This window comes from Sphingobium sp. TKS (assembly GCF_001563265.1).
Classification (GTDB): domain Bacteria; phylum Pseudomonadota; class Alphaproteobacteria; order Sphingomonadales; family Sphingomonadaceae; genus Sphingobium.
The window spans coordinates 1,603,379-1,621,351 of record NZ_CP005083.1; the positions used below are offsets into that span (position 1 = coordinate 1,603,379).

19 protein-coding genes, 1 other RNA gene and 1 pseudogene are annotated in these 17,973 nt (G+C 63.6%); 9 read left to right on the forward strand and 12 right to left on the reverse strand.

Going from position 1 to position 17,973, the window contains the following annotated elements:
- Window positions 1-17: 17 nt before the first annotated feature.
- Complete coding sequence (locus tag K426_RS08085; protein ID WP_145907217.1) at window positions 18-686, forward strand: hypothetical protein; 669 nt, start codon at window positions 18-20, stop codon at window positions 684-686.
- 50 nt (window positions 687-736) lie between these two features.
- On the opposite strand, the pseudogene K426_RS30245 reads toward K426_RS08085, so the two are convergent.
- Window positions 737-1,622, reverse strand: a pseudogene (locus K426_RS30245) (IS1595 family transposase).
- Between the two features lie 143 nt (window positions 1,623-1,765).
- Between K426_RS30245 and K426_RS32100 the strand changes: the two are divergent.
- Window positions 1,766-1,924, forward strand: a complete 159-nt coding sequence (locus K426_RS32100; RefSeq protein WP_169576135.1) for a hypothetical protein — start codon at window positions 1,766-1,768, stop codon at window positions 1,922-1,924.
- A gap of 108 nt (window positions 1,925-2,032) precedes the next feature.
- Here K426_RS32100 and K426_RS08100 read toward each other — a convergent pair whose 3' ends face one another.
- The 7 genes from K426_RS08100 to K426_RS08130 form a co-directional block, all read right to left on the reverse strand.
- Window positions 2,033-3,214, reverse strand: a complete 1,182-nt coding sequence (locus tag K426_RS08100) for a molybdopterin molybdotransferase MoeA (protein ID WP_066555811.1) — start codon at window positions 3,212-3,214, stop codon at window positions 2,033-2,035.
- Entirely contained in the window at window positions 3,211-3,696 is a 486-nt protein-coding gene (moaC, locus tag K426_RS08105; RefSeq protein WP_066555813.1) for a cyclic pyranopterin monophosphate synthase MoaC, read from the reverse strand. Before moaC ends, K426_RS08100 begins: the two co-directional genes overlap by 4 nt.
- Entirely contained in the window at window positions 3,693-4,484 is a 792-nt protein-coding gene (gene trpC, locus K426_RS08110) for an indole-3-glycerol phosphate synthase TrpC (protein ID WP_066555814.1), read from the reverse strand. The genes moaC and trpC overlap by 4 nt, the downstream gene beginning before the upstream one ends.
- A complete protein-coding gene (trpD, locus tag K426_RS08115) occupies window positions 4,481-5,473 on the reverse strand; it encodes an anthranilate phosphoribosyltransferase (protein WP_066561528.1) in 993 nt (330 codons plus the stop codon). Before trpD ends, trpC begins: the two co-directional genes overlap by 4 nt.
- Before the next feature lie 93 nt (window positions 5,474-5,566).
- Window positions 5,567-6,163, reverse strand: coding sequence for an anthranilate synthase component II (locus tag K426_RS08120; protein WP_066555816.1), 597 nt, complete (start codon window positions 6,161-6,163; stop codon window positions 5,567-5,569).
- A gap of 212 nt (window positions 6,164-6,375) precedes the next feature.
- Window positions 6,376-6,975, reverse strand: a complete 600-nt coding sequence (wrbA, locus tag K426_RS08125; RefSeq protein ID WP_066555818.1) for an NAD(P)H:quinone oxidoreductase — start codon at window positions 6,973-6,975, stop codon at window positions 6,376-6,378.
- Between the two features lie 113 nt (window positions 6,976-7,088).
- Window positions 7,089-7,808, reverse strand: a complete 720-nt coding sequence (locus K426_RS08130; protein ID WP_066555819.1) for a pirin family protein — start codon at window positions 7,806-7,808, stop codon at window positions 7,089-7,091.
- Between the two features lie 122 nt (window positions 7,809-7,930).
- On the opposite strand from K426_RS08130, the gene K426_RS08135 reads away from it, so the two are divergent.
- Entirely contained in the window at window positions 7,931-8,824 is an 894-nt protein-coding gene (locus K426_RS08135) for a LysR family transcriptional regulator (RefSeq protein WP_066555821.1), read from the forward strand.
- A gap of 209 nt (window positions 8,825-9,033) precedes the next feature.
- Window positions 9,034-9,741 (forward strand): response regulator transcription factor CtrA, encoded by a 708-nt coding sequence (gene ctrA / locus K426_RS08140; protein WP_007688543.1) that lies wholly within the window; start codon window positions 9,034-9,036, stop codon window positions 9,739-9,741.
- Window positions 9,742-9,828: 87 nt separating this feature from the next.
- Here the strand turns inward: ctrA and K426_RS08145 are convergent, their stop codons facing one another.
- The 3 genes from K426_RS08145 to K426_RS08155 all read right to left on the reverse strand — a co-directional run bounded on the left by K426_RS08145 (window position 9,829) and on the right by K426_RS08155 (window position 12,579).
- On the reverse strand, window positions 9,829-10,248 hold the full coding sequence (locus K426_RS08145) for a hypothetical protein (protein ID WP_066561532.1): 420 nt from the start codon (window positions 10,246-10,248) through the stop codon (window positions 9,829-9,831).
- Window positions 10,249-10,523: 275 nt separating this feature from the next.
- Entirely contained in the window at window positions 10,524-11,186 is a 663-nt protein-coding gene (locus K426_RS08150; RefSeq protein WP_066555822.1) for a hypothetical protein, read from the reverse strand.
- A gap of 100 nt (window positions 11,187-11,286) precedes the next feature.
- Window positions 11,287-12,579, reverse strand: a complete 1,293-nt coding sequence (locus K426_RS08155) for a S8 family serine peptidase (RefSeq protein WP_066555823.1) — start codon at window positions 12,577-12,579, stop codon at window positions 11,287-11,289.
- A gap of 91 nt (window positions 12,580-12,670) precedes the next feature.
- Between K426_RS08155 and K426_RS08160 the strand changes: the two genes are divergently transcribed.
- Window positions 12,671-13,159 carry an RNA polymerase sigma factor gene (locus tag K426_RS08160; RefSeq protein WP_066555825.1) on the forward strand — a complete coding sequence of 163 codons (489 nt, stop codon included), beginning with the start codon at window positions 12,671-12,673 and terminating at the stop codon, window positions 13,157-13,159.
- A complete protein-coding gene (locus tag K426_RS08165; RefSeq protein ID WP_066555830.1) occupies window positions 13,156-13,851 on the forward strand; it encodes an anti-sigma factor family protein in 696 nt (231 codons plus the stop codon). Before K426_RS08160 ends, K426_RS08165 begins: the two co-directional genes overlap by 4 nt.
- A gap of 417 nt (window positions 13,852-14,268) precedes the next feature.
- Here K426_RS08165 and K426_RS08170 read toward each other — a convergent pair whose 3' ends face one another.
- Window positions 14,269-15,021, reverse strand: a complete 753-nt coding sequence (locus K426_RS08170; protein ID WP_066561534.1) for an NRDE family protein — start codon at window positions 15,019-15,021, stop codon at window positions 14,269-14,271.
- A 23-nt stretch (window positions 15,022-15,044) separates the two neighbouring features.
- Here K426_RS08170 and ssrA point away from each other — a divergent pair.
- From ssrA to K426_RS08185, 3 genes are all read left to right on the forward strand, one after another.
- Window positions 15,045-15,391, forward strand: a transfer-messenger RNA (tmRNA) gene (gene ssrA, locus K426_RS08175).
- 289 nt (window positions 15,392-15,680) lie between these two features.
- Window positions 15,681-16,064 (forward strand): hypothetical protein, encoded by a 384-nt coding sequence (locus K426_RS08180; RefSeq protein WP_066555834.1) that lies wholly within the window; start codon window positions 15,681-15,683, stop codon window positions 16,062-16,064.
- 281 nt (window positions 16,065-16,345) lie between these two features.
- A complete protein-coding gene (locus K426_RS08185; protein ID WP_066555836.1) occupies window positions 16,346-17,938 on the forward strand; it encodes a hypothetical protein in 1,593 nt (530 codons plus the stop codon).
- The last annotated feature ends 35 nt before the right edge of the window (window positions 17,939-17,973 follow it).

Genomic DNA, 17,973 nt, shown 5'->3' on the forward strand with positions numbered 1-17,973 from the left:
GGCATGAAGGGGGCAAGATGGCAAAGTTCAGCCAATCAATGGAGCGCCTACTCTCGGTGGCTTCATCGCTATTCACTTTTTCAGGCTCCATCGTTCCGGGCACGATTTTGGGCATCGTGATGGCCTATCTTTCTCAGGGCGTGGGCCTCATCAATCAATTCGGCGCTTTTGGATGGATAGCCTGCGGCTTGGTGACGTTCTTACTTACCAGCATGTCCTTCGCACTATTCGCCAAGACGCAGCTCTGGAGAGTCGAAAGAAGGCATCGGGCACGACTGGACGGGGAGGGCTTAGATTTTGATCCAATGGCGCGGGTTTATCAGAATAAGAGGCTGTATTTACGCGATCTGGCGCCGCTTGGACGTAAGCGTGTCAACGGTAAGAAGTTTATTAATTGCGAGATAATCGGCCCCGGAACTGCTATCATAGGAATGAACACCGATCCTTCTAAAAGGATGAGTGTCATGAGTGATTGCAATACCTATGATGTGGATTGCATCGAGATAGACCCAAGCAGCCAGTCAAACTTGGCTATTGGATTTTGGGATTGCGACTTTGAAGGTTGTAACTTTTACCACATGACCTTGCTTTTCATGGGTAGATCCAACGACACGTTAAATTGGATAACTCCTGATTTTCGCCAAGGAAATTTGCTAGAGGCTCAAGAGCATGAACAGCAGAGTTAACGATCGCTTCGACCGCCTGCTAGACGCGATGGCCCACGGCCACGCGCCTGTTAGCGGGAAAAAGAAACCATCAGGCGATCCAGCATCAGATGCGGAACGTCGCGCATATTGTGACGAAACTCAAACTCAGCGAGATACTTCGGGAGATGCTTCGCGCTGACATGAATGTGGGTGCCGTTAATCCCGCGCTTTAGCTGCGCCCAGAAGCCTTCAATGCCGTTCACGGTGGTTCCGGTGGCGCTGACATATTGATCGGCGCTGTGGTTCACGGTCTTGTGCCCGTAGCCCTTGAACTCGCCCAGATCGCGATAGCTGATCAGTTCGTCCGTGTGGATTTCGGTATGCGGCTTTACGTTGGCGAAAACATGCGGCTCCAGCGTAGATTTCTTACGGTTCGGAACGACGCGGGTGATCACGTCGCCGTTGCGCTCACGCATACCGATCACAATGGCCTTGTTGTCGCGGTAGTTGCCCGCGCCTTTACCTTCCTGCTTACCGCCGATGTAGGTTTCATCAACTTCCACGATCTTACCGAAGCCCGCCCACCGGATCGTCGCCGTCAACCTGCCCCATATATTCGCGGATCATGTGGCACATGCGCCAAGCGGTCTTGTAGGTCACGCCTAGCTGACGCTCGACTTCCTTGGCGGCAACGCCGTTTCGCGAGGCGCAGAACTGGAACATGACGAAGAACCAATCGCGCAGGCTCGTGCGAGTGCGGTCAAAGGGGGTGCCAGCGGTCGGGTAAATCTGAGCGCCGCAATATTCGCAAGCGTAGGAGCGGCGGCCCTTCACGCGGTAGAAATGGGCCGACTTGCCGCACTTCTCGCAATTATGGCGATCCCCGTAGCGAACGCGCATCAGGTGATCGAGGCAACTATCTTCGGTCGGGAAGCGATCTTGGAACTGGCGCAGCGTGGGGGCTTTGTTGCTCATGCCCATCATATGCCATATTCGGCTACTTGTTTAAAGGGGATAATCACCAAGCGCCTAACGGTTTGCCGCATTTGCGGGAACGTGGCGGCGGGCGGGCCGTTTAAACGGCTGCCTTTCCCGAAGAAGGCGAATAGGAGAGTAAGATGGCCAACCAGAACAAGCAGGGCGGTGATCAACGCCGCGATCAGCAGGGCGGCGACCGGTCCAGCCAGGGCGGACGCCAGCAGCAGCAGGAGAACCGCCAGGGCCAGATGGGCGACGAACGCCGCCAGGACAAGGCGCCGGGCAAGCAGCAGCGCTGAACAGCCTGGCTGCCATTCAGTATATGATCTGAATGCCGCAACTAGTCATCAGGACTGCACTGGAAGGGGTCGCTCGTCGGCCCCTTTCCTTATGCGAAGAGGATGAGCTTAGGCGAGGGGGAGGACCGTGACGGCCTCGCCCGCCAAGGCTGCGGGTGAGCCGGCGGGGCGCAGGATGAGGCAGTCGGCCATCGCCAGGGCGGCCGTGGCGGCGCTGTCCTGCGAGGTCACGGAAACGATGCCCGCTTCGGTGCGGAAGGCGCGCAGATAATCGTCGCGTTCTCCGGTGGCGGGAAGGGGCGCGGCAAGCGTTGCCAGCGTGGTGCGGGGCAGGGGCGATGCGGAGCCCATCAGATGGCGGACCAGGGGGAGCAGGAACAACGTCGCAGTGACGAAGGCCGATACGGGATTGCCGGGCAGGCCGAGGAAGATGGCGGAGCCCAGCGTGCCAGCCATGAGCGGCTTGCCCGGCCGCATGCGGATCTTCCAGAAATCGAGCGAGCCCCCAGCGCGGGCGAAGGCGGGGCGGACGATGTCATGATCCCCCACCGACGCGCCGCCGGTCGAAACGATGATGTCGGCGTCCCCTGCGCGGGTGAAGGCCTGGGTCACGCTGCCGAGATCGTCGGACACGATCCCCAGATCGATAATATCGCAAGGCAGGCCGCCGAGCAGCGCGGCCAGCATGGGGGCGTTGGAGGAAGGGAGTTGGCCTGGCAGCGCAGGCGCGCCGGGCGGGACCAGTTCATTGCCGGTGGAGAGCAGGGCGATGCGCGCACGCCGGGCGACGGGCAAGCTTCCATGGCCGCCCAGCACGGCAAGGGCGATCTGTGCAGGGCCGAGAGCGGTGCCCGTCTTCAGCAGAAGGCCGCCTTTGCCGAAATCGGATGCAGCGGGGCGAACATTGCGGCCATGGGCCAGAGCGTCGCCCAATCCCTGCAGGATCGTTTCTTCCCGGACCGCATCCTCCTGGATCAGAACGCTGTCCGCGCCTTGCGGCAGGGGCGCGCCGGTAAAGATGCGGCAGGCTTCGCCGGGACCGAGCGGTGGAGGAAGCGGGCCGCCAGCCGCGCTTTCGGCCGTGACTCTCCATGGCCCCGGCCATTCGTCCGCGCGGATCGCATAGCCATCCATGGCGGAAAGATCGGCCCAGGGCTGATCGCGCAGCGCGGCGATATCCTCGGTCAGCCAACGTCCGGCGCAGGCGGGAATGGCCGCCTGCTCGGTCGGCAGGGGCGCCGCGAGCGCCATCAGGCGGCTTTGCGCCTCCGCGACCGGGAGCAGGCTCATGCCGCGCGCCCGTCCCCGGCAGTCCAGTCGCCGGACTTGCCGCCGGTTTTGGCGAGCAGGCGGACGTCGCTGATGACCATGGCTTTATCGAGCGCCTTTGCCATGTCGTAGACGGTCAGCAATGCGACCGACGCGGCGGTGAGCGCTTCCATCTCGACACCCGTCTGGCCTGCGGTTCTGGCGGTGGCGGTGACGGTGACGCCGCTGTCGTCGAGGTCGAATGCGATACTGACGGAACTGAGCGGGATCGGATGACAGAGCGGGATCAGTTCGGCGGTGCGCTTGGCGGCCATGATGCCCGCGACACGGGCGACTGCCAGTACGTCGCCCTTTTTCACCAGGCCTTGGGCGATGGCGGCGGCGGCTTCCCCGCTCATGGTGATGCGGCCGGTGGCGATCGCCTCGCGGGCCGTGACTGCCTTGGCCGAGACATCGACCATATGGGCCGAGCCGTCCTTGTCCAGATGGGTGAGCTTGCTCATTGCCCCGTCAGCAGGTTGCGGGTCGCGGTTTCGACATCGGCCTGCCTCATAAGGGTTTCCCCGACTAGGAAGCAGCGCACCCCATGGTCCGACATGGCGATCAGGTCGTCATGGCTGCCGATCCCGCTTTCCGCGACGAAGGTGCAGCCTTCCGGAGCCTGGCCGACCAGTTCATAGGTGCGGGCGAAATCGACGGTGAAGTCGCGCAGGTCGCGATTGTTGACGCCGATCAGGCGCGATCGGAGCTTCATCGCCCGTTCCAGTTCCTGCGCGTCATGCACTTCGATGAGAGCGTCCATGCCGAGGCCGAGGGCAGCGTCCTCGATTTCCGCCATCTGACCGTCGTCCAGCGCGGCGGCGATGATGAGGATGGCGTCGGCGCCCAGCGAGCGGCTTTCCAGCACCTGCCAGGGGTCGACCATGAAATCCTTGCGAAGCACCGGCAGGGCGCAGGCGGAGCGGGCGGCCATCAGATAATCGTCATGGCCCTGGAAATAAGGCTCGTCGGTCAATACCGACAGGCAGGCCGCGCCGCCCGCCGCATAGGCCTGGGCATGGGCGGGGGGGTCGAAATCGGGACGGATCAGGCCTTTGGACGGGCTGGCCTTCTTGATCTCCGCGATCAGGCCGAAGCCGGAGCGGGCGGCATCGTCCAGCGCCTTGCGGAAACCGCGCGGGGGCGTCTGTTCGGCGGCGCGGGCGTGGAGCGTGGAGACGGTGATCGCGGCCTTGCGCCGGGCGACTTCATCCCGCTTCACATCGCAGATTTCGATCAGCTTGTTGGTCATTGATAGGCAATCCAGCAATTGAGGAGCGCGTTGGCAAGCCCGCGATCGATGGTTTCGGCGGCTTCCTCCACACCTTCGCGAAAATCGGATACGGCATCCGCGACGACAAGGGCTGCGGCGGCGTTCAACAGCACGGCATCCCGATACGGCCCCGTTTCGCCTTGCAGCAGGGCGCGGAGCGCGGCGGCATTATAGGCGGGGTCGCCGCCCCTGATCGCTTCCACCGGATGGGTGGAGAGGCCGAGTTCGGCGGACGTCAGGCGGCGCATCGCGATCAGGCTGTTGCCTTTCACTTCCGCCAGATCATTGCCGCCTGCCAGCGACAGTTCGTCCAGCCCTTCGTCGCCGGAGACGATCATGGCATGGTCGACGCCAAGGTCCGCCAGCGCCTCCGCATAGATGGGGACATAGGCAGGGCGGGCGATGCCGATTAATTGGCGGCGCACTTGGGCTGGATTGGCGAGCGGGCCCATCAGGTTGAAGACGGTGCGTTCGCCTATCGCCTTGCGGATCGGACCGAGGCGTTTGAGCGCGGGGTGGTAGTTCTGCGCAAAGAGGAAGCAGATGCCGAGATCGGCCAGAGTCGCTTCGGCTGTCGCGGCTGCGCGGTCGAGGTCGAGGCCGAGCGCTTCCAGCGTGTCGGCAGCGCCTGCCTTGGAGGAGGCGGCGCGGTTGCCATGCTTGGCCACGGGGATGCCCGCGGCTGCGACCACCAGCGATACGGCTGTCGAGACGTTGAGCGTATGGTGCCCGTCGCCGCCGGTGCCGCAGACATCGATTGCGCCCGCAGGAGCGCTGACCGGGATCATGCGGCTGCGCATGGCGCGGGCGGCGGCGGCGATTTCCGTGGCCGTCTCTCCACGGCGGGCCATGGTGACGAGGAAGCCGGCAATCTCCTCTTCAGGGAGGTCGGCGTCGAACAGCAGGTCGAAGGCTTTGGCGGCCTGTTGCGCGTCGAGGGGGCCAGTAGGATCGGGCAGGCGGGTCATCGACGCTGCCTTAATCATGGGATGGCGCCGGAGTCGAGATGGGCAAGCCTGAAATTCACTATGCGAGCGGCATTCAGGGTGACGCAGGTGGCACTATGAAAGCGCGGCGGCGCGTTCCTGAACCGGGATGCCCGCGATCCGCATGAAGTTCGCCAGCATGTCATGGCCATGTTCGGTGGCGATGCTTTCCGGGTGGAACTGGACCGAATGGATCGGCAGGTCGCGGTGGCGGAAGCCCATGACCGATCCGTCTTCGCTGGTGGCGTTGACGATCAGGCTGTCGGGAATGTCCTCGACGATCAGCGAGTGATAGCGGGTCGCGGTGAAGGGCGAGGGGAGCCCTTCGAACAACCCGGTGCCGTCATGGCTGACGGGGGAGGTCTTGCCATGCATCAGGCCGCCGCGCACCACCTTGCCGCCGAAATGCTGCCCGATCGACTGGTGGCCAAGGCATACGCCCAGCAAAGGCGCGCCCGCGTCCGCGCAGGCGGCGACGAGATCAAGGCTGACGCCCGCCTCATTGGGGGTGCAGGGGCCGGGCGACAGCAGGAAGGCCTGTGCGCCGGTGGAGAGCGCCTGACCGGCGGAAATGGCGTCGTTGCGGACGACCTCCACCTGCGCGCCCAGTTCCATGAGGTAATGGACCAGGTTCCAGGTGAAGCTGTCGTAATTGTCGATGACGAGGATCATGGGGAAGCTTTAGCGCGGGATTGGGAGTTGGGGAAGTGGGGGTGGGGCGTGGGATTTGCCCGTTCGCCTATTTGGCTTGAGGCAAAAAAGAAAGGGAGCCGGCGCGCAGTCCATGCGCCGGCTCCCCCGCTTGCGTTGATGCCTGGCGACCCAAGGCTCTCAACGACTGCACCGCTTAGACGGCGCAGCAATGCATTTTCCGTTCGGCTGTCTTAGCCGTGCAGCTTCAGCGCCGTTTCCGCGATGCGGCGGCCCTGATAGCGCGCGCCTTCCAATTCTTCCTCGCCCGGTTGGCGGCTGCCGTCGCTGTCCGCCAGCGTGGTCGCGCCATAGGGCGATCCACCACGGACCTTGTCGACGCCCATCTGCCCGGCAAAGCCATAGTCGAGGCCGACGATCACCATGCCGAAATGCAGCAGGTTGGTGATGATCGAGAATAAGGTGGTTTCCTGTCCGCCATGCTGGCTGGCGGTTGAGGTGAAGGCTCCGCCGACCTTGCCGTTCAGCGCGCCGCGTACCCAGAGGCCGCCGGCCTGGTCCAGAAAAGCCGCCATCTGGCTCGACATGCGGCCAAAGCGGGTGCCGGTGCCGATGATGATCGCGTCATAATCCGCCAGATCCGCGACGGTCGCGACCGGCGCTTCCTGGTCCAGCTTGAAATGCGCGGCCTGCGCGACTTCCAGCGGCGCCGTTTCGGGGACGCGCTTGATATCGACTTGCGCGCCAGCGGCGGCGGCGCCTTCCGCCACGGCCTTCGCCATCGTCTCGATGTGGCCGTAGGAGGAGTAATAGAGAACCAGAACCTTAGCCATGAGTGTCTCCAATCGCGTTAACGTATTGATCGTAAAAAGGTTTCGAAAAAATTTGGCCGCCCGCGCGGGGAGGGGGGATTGCGCGGGTGGCCTTGGCCCCGGGGGGGAGGAGCCTATTCGCTGTCGACCAGGACGATTTCGGCGTCCTCGATCGCCTTGATGGTGATGGGCGCGCCGCCGATGATCGCGGCGCCATCCCGCGCCTCGAAAATCTGGCCTTCGATCTCGATCCGGCCCGTTGCGGGGACCAGATAGAGGTGACGCCCTTCGCCACTCTCATAGGTCACGCTATCGCCCGCCTTGACGGTGCCGCCCAGCAGGCGGGCGTTGGCGCGGATTCGCAGCGCTTCCTTGTCGTCGTCATGGCCGCTGGCCAGCACCACCAGCTTGCCGGACCGGTCGCCCTTGGGGAAAGGCTTGGCGCCCCAGCTCGGCTGGCCGCCCCGGCTGCGCGGAATGACCCAGATCTGGAAGAGCGTCGTCGTCTCGTCCTCCAGATTATATTCGGCATGGCGGATGCCGGTCCCCGCGCTCATCACCTGGACGTCGCCCGCTTCGGTACGGCCCTTGTTGCCCAGGCTGTCCTGATGGGTGATCGCGCCCTTGCGGACATAGGTGATGATTTCCATGTCCGCATGGGGATGCGGCGGAAAGCCGGACCGCGGGCCGATTTCATCGTCGTTCCATACCCGGATCGCGCCCCAGTGCATGCGGGCGGGATCATGATAGTCCGCGAAGGAAAAATGATGCCGCGCATTCAGCCAGCCATGGTCGGCATGGCCGAGCGAGGCGAAGGGGCGGCGCTCGATGCGGCTCCCGACTGTCGTGCTCATATGCTTGCCTTTCTAATATCTTGCCGTCCGCTTCCCAAACGGGCGCTTCCGGCTTGCTTTCCGATAATCTAGCGATCAGGATCGTTTCTTGAATAAGCAGCATTGAAACGGATTGTTTCCTTATGCGTCTTCCCGATTTCGAGGCCTGGGCGATGTTCGCCGCCGTGGTCGAGCATCGCAGCTTCACCGACGCCGCCAAGGCGCTGAGCGTTTCCAAGGCTACCGTGTCCAAGGCCGTGTCCCGGCTGGAGCAGCATCTCGACACCAGCCTGTTCAGCCGCACCAGCCGCCGCCTTGCCCTGACCGAAAGCGGCAAGCGGCTGGCGGATCATGCCGCGCGCATCCTCTCCGAAGGACAGGCGGCGGAGGAGGCGGCGCGGGATGAAACGGCGGAACTTTCCGGCACGGTTCGTCTGGGCGCGCCGATGACCTTCGGCCTGCTCCGCGTTGCGCCGCTGATCGCGGAATTCACCAAGCAGAATCCGCAGGTGGACATTGATCTGCACCTGTCCGATGCGCAAATCGACCTGGTGGAAATGGGGCTGGACGCCACCATCCGGATTGCCGACATGCCCGACAGTTCGCTCCGCGCCCGGCGGCTAGCGGATGTCAAAGTGCATGCCGTCGCTTCGCCAGCCTATCTGGCGGAGCGGGGGCGCCCGACTCACCCGTCGGACCTCGGCGGCCATGACTGCCTGTGCTATTCCAATACGCCGACGCCCGATGTCTGGCGCTTTTCTGGCCCCGGCCAGCAGAATGTCGTGGTGCAGGTCCGCGCCCGCATCACGGTTAACAGCGGAGAGGCGATGCTGCCCGCCTTGCGCGCTGGCGTTGGCATTGCCCGGCTGCCCGACTTCATCGTCGGCGAAGCGATGGCGTCAGGCGAACTGGAAGAGATTCTGGTGGATTGGCGGCCGCCGCTCTTGGGCATTCATCTGGTCACGCCGCCGTCGCGACTGCGGCCCGCGCGGGTCGACGCCGTGCTCGACTTCCTGACCCGCCATCATGGCTGTTGAAGGCTCGTTTCGAAGACGAATCTATATTGACTCTATCTGAATCATTTCGACCTCAAAACATTGCAAACTGATTCAAAATCGCGCGACTCGTGGATTTCTGCCGGTTAGCGAAAAATTAACCTTTGTCCTTCAGAAGTTTTTTGGTTAATGAATTGGAGCGGCTGCCGTTCTCTGGGGGTGAACGGGACTGCTACGCAAAGGGGCTTCACATGCGCGTGCTGCTAATCGAAGACGAACCGACGACCGCCAAGGCGATTGAGCTGATGCTCACGACCGAGGGGTTCAACGTCTACACGACCGACCTTGGCGAAGAGGGTCTCGACCTCGGCAAGCTCTATGACTACGACATCATCTGCCTGGACCTGAACCTGCCGGACATGCACGGCTATGACGTGCTCAAGAAGCTCCGCGCGGCCAAGGTGCAGACGCCGGTGCTGATCCTGTCCGGCGTGGCGGAGATGGACAGCAAGGTCCGTTCCTTCGGTTTCGGCGCCGACGATTATGTGACCAAGCCGTTCCACCGCGAGGAACTGATCGCCCGCATCCATGCCGTGGTGCGCCGGTCGAAGGGCCATTCGCAGTCCGTCATCCGCACTGGCAAGCTGGCGGTGAATCTGGACGCCAAGACCGTGGAAGTGGACGGCAACCGCGTTCACCTGACCGGCAAGGAATATGCGATGCTGGAGCTGCTCTCGCTCCGCAAGGGCACGACGCTGACCAAGGAAATGTTCCTGAACCACCTCTATGGCGGCATGGACGAACCTGAACTCAAGATCATCGATGTCTTCATCTGCAAGCTGCGCAAGAAGCTGGCGCTGGCCTGCAATGGCGAAAATTATATCGAGACCGTCTGGGGCCGCGGCTATGTGCTGCGCGATCCGGACGAGGCGGAAGAGTTCGCCACCAAGGTCGCCTGACGCATCCCACATTCGTCCCGGAAACAGAAAAGGCCGCCGATCCGCAAAGGATCGGCGGCCTTTTCTATTTACCGCCTCAAAATGGGGTCAATCCCATTTGAAGCGGGTGTCCAGGCCCGGCAATCGGGTTCTGAAACCCGGCCTTTTCGTGTCGACCGAGGGTCGGAAGTTTGCGGGAACCCGATAGGATGTCTCAACCGGCTTGTCGGCCGGGGCGGGGCTTTTTACGCTTGCGGGATTGATCGAAGCGTTGAGATGTACGCCGAAGGCCTGACCCTTGCGCCAGACGATCCTGCCCTCCGCAGGCGCGCAATCGGGCAGTTCGATGATCACGCTGTCGTCCAGGGCCAGTTCCAACTCGCATCGTCCGCCGATGCCCAGTTCCGAAACGTCGCGGACCAATATGTCGATTTCGCCGTGACGCGGATGGCGCATGCGCGCCTTCAGCAGCCGGCGCTGCCGGTCATGCAGGCGCTTTGACAGAAATTCCGGATCGGAATCGGGCATGAACTCCCGCAACTCTTCCTTCTTGGCGTCCTGACGACCCCGATTGCGACCTCATTCCGTTCGGGCCGTCGCCCGGCGGAATGCCTATAACTTTGGTTTAACCCTTTTGCAGGGCAATGGAAAGTTGGATGATGACAACCCAATTGACAGGCCGTTTCGGCCCGATCTGACAGGAAAAGGCCGGCCATCCCGATGGGAGGACCGGCCTTTGGATCGAGCGGTGGGGCGGAAGGGGGGTGGCTGAAAGCCGGCTGTGGGGCCGCCCCGTCGGGATGTTATTGGTCCGCTTGATCCGACGTGGAAGAACCGTGCGATCCTGAAGCTTGGCCCGACGCCTGGCCACTGCCCGAAAGCTGCCCAGCGGCATCGATCGAGGCTGCTCCATTGGCGGTGTTCGCGATGCCGCTTGCAGTCCCGGCCGTGCTGCCGGCTGCGTTGGCGGCCCGATCATGGGTCGCGCTGACCGTGGAGTCCGCACGGGCGCGGGTGTTGGCGACGGCGCTGGCGGTGCGTTCCCTCGCTGCGCCCGCCGTGCTGCCGGCCTGATCGCGCACGCCGCCCACGGCGTTGCTGACGTCGCTGGTGCCCAGCGTATCGGCGGTCAGACTGCCGCCGGCCGATCCGCTCGCGGAGCCGGACGCGCTGCCGCTATGGCTCTTGCCATGACGGCTGACCGATCCCGTGGCGGAACCGCTGCCGCTGCCATGACCCGAACCGCTGGCGCCCACGCGGCCATTTTCCAGGTCGATGCTGCGGTCGAGGCCGATGCCGCCCGAACCGCCAAGCGTGCCGCCCAGCGATCCGCCGACACCACCCAGCGCACCGCCAAGGCCGCCGCCGAGCGCGCCGCCACCCCCGCCGCCCAGCAATTGGGCCGAGGCGGGCGCCGCCGTCAGGGCGGCAAGAGCGGCGGTAGCGAGTAGGAATTTGACTTTCATCGATCGTCTCCTTGTTCGTTGTCGATCCGATGAAAGGACAACGGAAGGGCGATTCAATTTAATCCCAATCCGCCGAAAGAATTTTGCAAAACATTGAAATTCAATCAATATTTCTGCATTCGCTGCAAATGACCGCTGGCCCTGCGCCGCTCTTCGCTTCCGAGCGCAGGGCGCGAACGCTGCCGGTGGCGAACAGCCGCCCTGCCACCAGCGGCGCCGCGAAGGAGGTGCCCCGCACCCTGCCTTTGCCGCCATCGGGACGCGCCGCATTCATGTCCGCTCCCGGCGCGGCGAAATCGACATGGCGCGCTCGCCCGGCTTCGGGCAGGACGCGCCCGCGCCCGTCAATGCCGGTGACGGCGATCACGTCGGGATAGGAGGCGGGATAGGCGGGAGGGGCCGCCGGTCCGTCATTGCCGACCGCCGCGACCACGGTCACGCCCTTGTCCCGCGCCAGACGGATCGCGCCCGCCAGCAGCGGATTATCCGGCCCCACCAGACTGACCGTCACCACGCTGGCCCCACGCGCCGCCATCCATCCGAGCGCCCGCGCTATCGCAAAGGCGCCGCCGCCAGCCGGATCGTCGCCATAGACATCGGCCACCAGCAGCGGCACGCCAGGCGCTGCGCCGCGCACGCTGCCCGCCCCGCTGATGAGCGACGCCACCGCTGTCCCATGGGAGCTGGCGCGGGGAGCGCCACGGGCAAAGCCCTGTTGCTCGACCGGGCCGCTTAGCGCCGGGTGGCGCGCTACGCCTCCATCGATCAGTCCCGCTGCCTTGCCCCGCACCGGACCAGCTTCCGCAAGCGCGGGAGCCGTCATTCCGATCGAGGGACCGCTGGGGAAATAGAGATTGTCGGCGCTGGCCTGCGCTTCGGGGGCGATCGACCGCACCTGTTTCAATGCGCGGGACAGGCTGCGGCCCTGCGGCACGATCAGGCGGGCAATGCTGAGGTCGAGCCCCTCAATCGCCGCATTTTCGACCCCATAGCCCGCTGTGCGCAGCGCCTCGATGCTTTTCACTCCCGCGCCGGTCAGCAATATGACGCCCCGCCGTGCCGGTTCGCGCCGGTCGTCCAGTTCCACCGAGTCCGCATGTCGCCGCAGCAGATCATCGATCCGCGCCGCTCGCACCGCCACCAGCCGGTCTGCCAGACGAGCAGGCGACAGCCGGTCCAGGCCGGACTGGTCCAGCGTTCCTTCCACCCGGTTCAGCACATTGGGCACGATGCCGCCCACCTGCCCCAGCGCGTTGCCGGAGGAAGAGAGCAATTGAGCCTGTGCGCCGGGCGCGGTCAGCAGTAGACCGGCGACGATCCATGGTCGTGCGAATTTCATCTCGACCTCTCTACCACCGGCGCGTCCCGTCCTTTCGCTCTCAAAATGATTCATCGCGAAAAAATTTCCGATACAAGATCCATCTTCAGGGATGAAACGGCGGGCGACGCTCGTTTCATCCCTGACGGACAGAAATGGAGACCGGATGTCGTTCGAAAGCGATCTGTTGGCGATCCTGCCCCGGCTGCGGCGCTTTGCCGCCAGCCTGTCGCGGGACCGCGCCGATGCGGACGATCTCTGTCAGGCGGCGCTGGAAAAGGCGCTCAAGGCACGCGATCAATGGCAGCCGGGGACGAGACTGGATAGCTGGATGTATCGGATCATGCGCAATCTCTGGATCGATGAGGGCCGCTCGCGCCAGCGCGCCGCCCGGACTTTCGCGCCGGAAGAAGCGGGAGAGCATGTCGGCCATGCGGGTGACCGCGATATGGAGGCGCATGTCATGCTGTCCGATGTGGATCGCGCCATGCATGCCTTGCCCGACGAGCAGCGGGAGGCGATCGCGCTCGTGCTGGTCGAGGGGCTGTCCTACAAGGAAGCGGCTGATGTGCTGGGCGTTCCCATGGGGACGCTGACGTCGCGGCTGGTGCGTGGGCGCGGGGCGCTGATCGAACTGCTGGGGGAAGCGGCATGACCGACATCGATGAAGCCATGTTGATCGCCTGGGTCGATGGCGAACTGGACGAAGTCACGCGGCGGCGCGTCGATCGCGCCGTGGCGGAGGATCCGGCCCTGGCCGAGCGGCTGGAGATGCACCGTCGCTTGCGGGAGCGGCTGTCGGGCCATTATGCCCCGGTGGAGGCGGAGCCGGTGCCTGCCGGACTGCGAGCGCTGCTGGAGGGGAATGAGAAGGTCGTCCCGCTCGTTCGTCCTACGGCCCCGCGCTGGCGTCATTGGGGAACAGGCGGCGCCATTGCCGCGAGCCTCCTGCTGGGTCTGGGAATTGGGCATTTGTCGGGCGGGCCCGAAGGGCCGGTCGCGGTCGAGAAGGGCGCCATGGTCGCCAGGGGCGAACTGGCGTCAGCGCTCGAAACCCAACTCGCTTCCGCGCAGGAGGACGCGCCGATCCACATCGGTCTCAGCTTCCGGCGCAAGGGGGGCGGCTGGTGCCGCAGCTTCGAAGGGCAGGCAGTTTCGGGCGTCGCCTGTCGCGAGGGGGAAGGCTGGCAAGTGCAACAACTTGTGCCGGGTGCTGGGCAGCAGACGGCCTATCGTCAGGCATCCTCGGGCGATGCGCGTATCATGGCGACGGTCGATGCGTTGATCGATGGCGCCCCGCTCGACGCCGCGCAGGAGAAGGCGGCAAAGGACAAGAAATGGCGTTAGAATAGCGGCTGCTTTTGGGTGGATTTCGGCCCTTACCATAGTCGTCATTCCCGCGAAGGCGGGAATCCATCTCTTGAACTAACCGCTTGATGCCACGTTGGGAGATGGATTCCCACCTTCGCGGGAATGACGGAAGCAGATAGTCCCCTATTGGCCATTTTCAGACCCTCCTTCCCATCATCCGATCCTGAACGTGGAGGACTGGCTAAGGATCATGCGTTGCCCAATGGCTACGGAATCCAAAAAAAACATCCTATTCCGCCGACGGGGCAGGATTGCACCTGTCCTATTCCGCGCCAACGGGTCTATCCGGCATCCCTCTTTGAAACGTCCGACATATCGCGTGACCACGCATACGCGCGCGCAGGCACGCGCGCGCGTACACCGTGAACTTCGGCGTGAAATGGTCGGTTGTCGTTATTTCTCCGCCGCAGGCCATGCGAAGGGGAAGCTGCTCTCTCCCGTTTGCGTACCCTCCGGATCGAAGCGGCGTTCGGTGATGGTTCCATGGCCTTGCGCGTCGATAGCGATGATCGTGCTGCAGAGGGTGCCATAAGCCGGATTGCGGATGAAGATGGGGGAGATCAGGGCTTCGGCGGGAACGTCGGAGGGGCTGTCGGGAGCGATACCCGCGTGGGGCAGGCTTTCCAGGCGGAGGGCATCGAACAGCGTCAGGGGATCAACGGCCTCAGCCATCAACCAGTCGAGCAGGGCCGATTTAAGCGCCAGCGTCTTGGGCCAGGGCGCGTCGAGCGTGCCGTTGGAGAGGCCGTAGAGGCCGGGGGTGAGTTCAGTCCGCAAGGGGGCGGGGCGATTGGTAAGGAAATGGGCCCGATTCCGGTCGAGCAGGATGAGGTTGAAGGGATTGAAATCCTCCAGCGCAACAGCTTCGCGGCCTGCCAGAAGATCCGTCACCAGCGCGCCGCGAGAGGCGCGATCGGGGCGGGGGTCGCCATAGCCGCGCAAATTGGTGACGATAGCGGCGCGGCCTTGCTCCGACACGCCCAGCCAGGTTCCACCCGAAAGCAGGTCGCGGCCCGCGATCAGATGGTTCGGCGGCTCCCAGCGGGCGAGCGGTGCGGCGGGACGGGCGTGCAGTTCGTCGCGATTGCCGATCAGGATCAGCCGCCAGCGCGGATGTGCTTTCCACGCCATTGCCATGATGCACATGCCTTCATCCTCCTGATCTGCGACGGCTTGATAAACCGTCCGCGCCTCTCCATATAGGCCCGTGCCGGGTTCGCCCGGCTATGGTGATAAATCGTGTCGTGCAATAGGCGCAGCGGACCCGGGGGCGGTACCCGGCGGCTCCACCACATATCCCGGCTTTGCGCGGGGTGTTTGACGGGGCCGAACTAGGATCGACGTGTGTTGAAAAGCGATATTTTCACCCGGCCTGAGTACGCCGTAAAAAGGTTCAAAACACGTAAGTGCCAACGATAACGAGGCTCTTGCTCTTGCTGCGTAATTGATGGCCTCACGGCCGGACATTACTCAAAAAGAACGCGGTTGAACCCACCGGGCAACAGAAGGGAATTCAGCGGCCTCCGGAGGGGCCGGGCAACAGAACCCTCCGGACCTTCAGACATTGTTCGGATTTCGCGGCGCGGGCGCTCAATGGGCCTCATGCGCCCTTTTTGCGATTCGAATCGAGCATCGGATAACCTGTTCATTCGATTACATTTTTATGACACTATTGCGTAAAATTTGTAAGTCATTGTTTTAAAATAAGTAAAAATCCTTTTTTAGCCTTTGTTCGTATCTTGTCCCCATGTCATCAAAGTGAAATACTCATCGCTATTATAGAAAGTTTTTTTGGGAGAATCGGGATGAAGATGGTGGCTGCGACTTTCGGTCTGGCGCTGCTTGCGTTTTCGCCGGCCGTGGCTTTCGCGGCACCTGACGAGGTGGTCGTCGTTGGGGTGCCTGATGGCCACTTGGCCGCGGGCGCTCTGGTATCGGGCGATTATGCCCATGCTGCGCAGCGGTTGGCAGTCGTGCGTCCCGACGCAGCCAACGATCCCGCGCGGCTTATCAATCTGGGTAACGCCTATGCCGGCATGGGCAAGATGAAGGCAGCGCGCGCGGCCTATAAGGCGGCCCGTTTCGCGCCGGATTCACTGCTGGTCACGGCCGATGGCAATGAGTCCTCCTCGCGGGATATCGCGCGGCGGGCGATGGGCCGTCTGGAAGCGCAATACGCCATGCGCTGAAACTGCATGGCGAAGCCCTGGGTGCAGGGAGAGGGGGCGTCATCCCAGCATAGGGGTGGCGCCCCTGCTTTATGTTACGCGCCATGCTCTGTCGCAAAAATGAAATAACTGTCTTTAAACTGTCATTTTAAAGACGCCATTTCGTCACTAAATCAAAATCATGCTGTCATGCGCGCGTCCTAGCTGCCCCCTCTGAGGGCGACAGGGGGCGTTGTCCGATTCGAGTTCCCCTTGCGCTCCGCATCCCATCACAAGCCGGCCTGGGCCGGAGCGGAGACGACATGGCCAAGATTAACCGTTTTCAAACGATCCTGATGGCGGGCTGCGCCTGCGCGGCGCTGAGCGCTTGCGGCGCCGACGACATCGCTTCGCCCGGTGAGGGCACGATCGTCCTGCCGACGCCCACCCCCACGCCGACTCCGACCCCCACGCCGACGCCTACACCGACGGCGGTGACGCCGGCTTCGGGTTGCCCGACGATCGCCGGTTCCGACCAGTTGCAGGATCTGGGCACCATCACCGATGGCAGCAACACCTGGCGGAACTGCGGCTTCCCGGCCCGCTTCAACAGCACGACGGCGATCGCCAAGACCACGGGCGTTATCTACTCGCTGCCCGGCCGCGTCGATGTCGGTACTGACCAGGGCGCCGCGAGCACCGGCACCAACGTCACCCTGTCGATCGATCCGGGCGTCGTGGTCTTCGCCAGCACCGGCAACGCCTATCTGGCGGTCAATCGCGGCAACAAGATCAACGCCGTCGGCACCGCCGCCAGCCCGATCGTCTTCACCAGCCGCGAAAACGTGACCGGCGCCGCGACCGACCAGTCGTCGGGCCAGTGGGGCGGCATCGTGCTGCTCGGCCGCGCGAAGATCACCGATTGCGACGCACCGGCCGCCGCGCCGGGCACCACCGCCTGTACACGTGACACCGAAGGCACCAGCAACGCCATTTTCGGCGGCGCGGACGATGCCGACAACTCCGGCCGCCTGAGCTATATCCAGATCCGCTATTCCGGCTTCGTGCTGGCGAACGGCAAGGAATTGCAGGGTCTGACCCCCTCGGGCGTCGGCACCGGCACGCAGATCGACCATATCCAGGTCCACAACAGCTCCGACGACGGTATCGAGGTCTTCGGCGGTTCGACCCATATGAAATATCTGGTTCTGACCGGCAACGAGGACGACAATCTCGACACCGACGTGGGCTTCCGCGGTACGGCTCAGTTCATCATCTCGATCCAGCGCGCCAACGCCAATATCGGTGACACCTTCACCGAGACGGACTCCAACCCGATTGCCGGCGCGGCCAGCAATGCGAGCGAGGACGCGTTGCCCCGCCAATATCTGAAGGTGGCCAACTTCACCCATATCCAGCGGTCGAACACCGGCGACGATGGCGCGGCCATGATGCTGCGCGGCGGCGCCGACCTCGCCATGGTGAACGGCATCATCGTCAGCCCCGACCAGAGCTGCCTGCGCATCAACAGCGCGTCGACCGTGCGGGATGCCGATCCGGCGCTGCAGGACGCCGGCAAGCCGCGCTACCTGTCGGTGGTGATGCAGTGCAACGCCACGCCGTTCAAGGGCACCGGCGGCGCGGACGTGGCGCTGGTCCAGTCGATCTTCACGACCGATCCGAACAGCAGCTTCAGCTACACGCCGTCGCTGACCAGCCTGTTCATCAACGGCGCGACCGAAACCGCCCGCACCGCGATCGACCCCAAGACGATCGACAGCAACTTCACCACCACCAACTATATTGGCGCGGTGAAGGACAGCAACGACACCTGGTATGCCGGCTGGACCTGCAACTCGGTGACGGCGAGCTTCGGCAGCACCAGCAAGAACTGCACGGCCATTCCGACCACCTGATCGGTTCCTGACCTCAACAGGGGCGGGGAAGCGTG